Source organism: Mycobacterium interjectum (assembly GCF_900078675.2).
Lineage (GTDB): Bacteria > Actinomycetota > Actinomycetes > Mycobacteriales > Mycobacteriaceae > Mycobacterium > Mycobacterium interjectum.
Genome location: NZ_LT546237.1, coordinates 420,542 through 423,140, shown reverse-complemented (window position 1 = coordinate 423,140; position 2,599 = coordinate 420,542). Strand labels below are relative to the sequence as shown.

The following is a 2,599-nucleotide window of genomic DNA, read 5'->3' as shown; positions in this document are numbered from 1 at the left end:
TGGGCTCGACCACCACCACCACCAACTCCGACGGCTACGCCACCACCACCGCGAACATCAGCGCCGCCGGGCTGGCCGTCATGATCGTCGGCTACATACTCGTCTACGCGATCGGCATCTTCGCCCAGGCCGCCTACCTGAGCGGATGTCTCGACCTCGCCGACGGACGGCCGGTCAGCGTCGGCTCGTTCTTCAAGCCGCGCAACCTCGGCATGGTGATCCTCGCCGGGATCATCGTCGGGATCCTGACCTCGATCGCCTCGGCCTGCTTCGTCCTGCCCGGCCTCATCGTGGGCCTCTTCGCGCAGTTCACCATCCCGTTCGTCATCGATCGGTCGCAGAACGCGATCGACGCGTTGAAGTCGAGCTTTTCGACCGTCTCGTCGAACTTCGGCAACGCCCTGCTGGCGTGGCTGGTGCAGATGGCCGCGGTCGTCGTCGGTGCGGTGCTGTGCGGCGTGGGGCTGCTGGTCGGCGGACCCGTCGCCGCGCTGGTCCTGACCTACAGCTACCGCAAGCTTTCCGGCGGCCAGGTGGTCCCGCTGGAGCAGCCGGGCGGCGGCTACCAGGCCGGACCGCCACCCGGCGCGCCGCCGGGCCCGCAGTTCGGGTAGGCACGGCCGGCGAATCTCGCTGCGCTGCAGCCTTGTGGCGCTTGTGATGAGATCAGCGGGTGACCATCAAAGTTGCGCTGGAGCACCGCACCAGCTACACCTTTGACCGGCTGGTCCGGGTGTACCCGCACGTGGTGCGGCTGCGCCCGGCGCCCCACTCCCGCACGGCCATCGAGGCGTATTCGTTGCGGGTCGAGCCGAGCGACCACTTCGTCAACTGGCAGCAGGACGCGGTGGGCAACTTCCTTGCCCGGCTGGTGTTTCCGAATCCGATGACCCGGCTGACCATCACCGTCGGGCTCATCGCCGACCTGAAGGTGATCAACCCGTTCGACTTCTTCATCGAGGATTGGGCGGAGACCTGGCCCGCCGGCGGGTGGAGCTATCCCAAGGCGCTGGCCGACGACCTCAAGCCCTACCTGCGGCCCGTCGACGAGGACGGCCCGGATTCTGAAGGGTCGGGCCCCGGCGAGCTGGTGCGGGCGTGGGTGCAGAACTTCACCGTGCGCGACGGCACCCGCACCATTGACTTCCTGGTCGCGCTCAACCGCGCCGTCAACGCCGACGTCGCCTACAGCCTGCGGATGGAACCCGGTGTGCAGACACCGGATTTCACGTTGCGCAACGGGGTCGGCTCGTGCCGGGACTCGGCGTGGCTGCTGGTTTCGATCCTGCGCCAGCTGGGGCTGGCCGCCCGGTTCGTGTCCGGCTACCTGGTGCAGCTGGCGTCCGATGTCGAGGCGCTCGACGGCCCGTCCGGACCCGCCGCCGACTTCACCGATCTGCACGCGTGGGCCGAGGTGTACATCCCCGGCGCGGGCTGGATCGGGCTGGACCCGACGTCGGGGCTGTTCGCCGGCGAGGGTCACATCCCGCTGGCGGCCACGCCGCACCCGGCGACCGCGGCGCCGATCAGCGGCGGCACCGAACCCTGCGGATCGACGCTGGAGTTTTCCAACACCGTCACCCGCGTGCACGAGGACCCCCGCGTCACCTTGCCCTACCCCGACGAGGCCTGGCGGGTGATCTGCGACGTCGNCCCGCCGGCCGGTTACCCGCCGCAGCCCGGCTACGGCGCCCCGCCCGGCCCGCCGGGCCCGCAGTTCAGCGTGGGCGAGGCGTTCAGCTGGGCGTGGGGCAAGTTCACCCAGAACGCCATGCCACTGGTGGTGTCCGCCCTCATCTACGGGTTGGTGTTCGGCGCCGCCTACGCCCTGATCCCGGTCGGCGGCAGCATGGGCTCGACCACCACCACCACCAACTCCGACGGCTACGCCACCACCACCGCGAACATCAGCGCCGCCGGGCTGGCCGTCATGATCGTCGGCTACATACTCGTCTACGCGATCGGCATCTTCGCCCAGGCCGCCTACCTGAGCGGATGTCTCGACCTCGCCGACGGACGGCCGGTCAGCGTCGGCTCGTTCTTCAAGCCGCGCAACCTCGGCATGGTGATCCTCGCCGGGATCATCGTCGGGATCCTGACCTCGATCGCCTCGGCCTGCTTCGTCCTGCCCGGCCTCATCGTGGGCCTCTTCGCGCAGTTCACCATCCCGTTCGTCATCGATCGGTCGCAGAACGCGATCGACGCGTTGAAGTCGAGCTTTTCGACCGTCTCGTCGAACTTCGGCAACGCCCTGCTGGCGTGGCTGGTGCAGATGGCCGCGGTCGTCGTCGGTGCGGTGCTGTGCGGCGTGGGGCTGCTGGTCGGCGGACCCGTCGCCGCGCTGGTCCTGACCTACAGCTACCGCAAGCTTTCCGGCGGCCAGGTGGTCCCGCTGGAGCAGCCGGGCGGCGGCTACCAGGCCGGACCGCCACCCGGCGCGCCGCCGGGCCCGCAGTTCGGGTAGGCACGGCCGGCGAATCTCGCTGCGCTGCAGCCTTGTGGCGCTTGTGATGAGATCAGCGGGTGACCATCAAAGTTGCGCTGGAGCACCGCACCAGCTACACCTTTGACCGGCTGGTCCGGGTGTACCCGCACGTGG

Annotated in this window: 2 pseudogenes; both read left to right on the top strand. The window is 69.3% G+C overall.

Annotated features, from left to right (window positions below):
• A pseudogene (locus BN4348_RS36605) lies at positions 1 to 614 on the top strand (hypothetical protein); the annotation flags it as partial.
• Positions 615 to 673: 59 nt separating this feature from the next.
• Positions 674 to 1,651, top strand: a pseudogene (locus tag BN4348_RS36600) (transglutaminase family protein); the annotation flags it as partial.
• Positions 1,652 to 2,599: the final 948 nt, after the last annotated feature.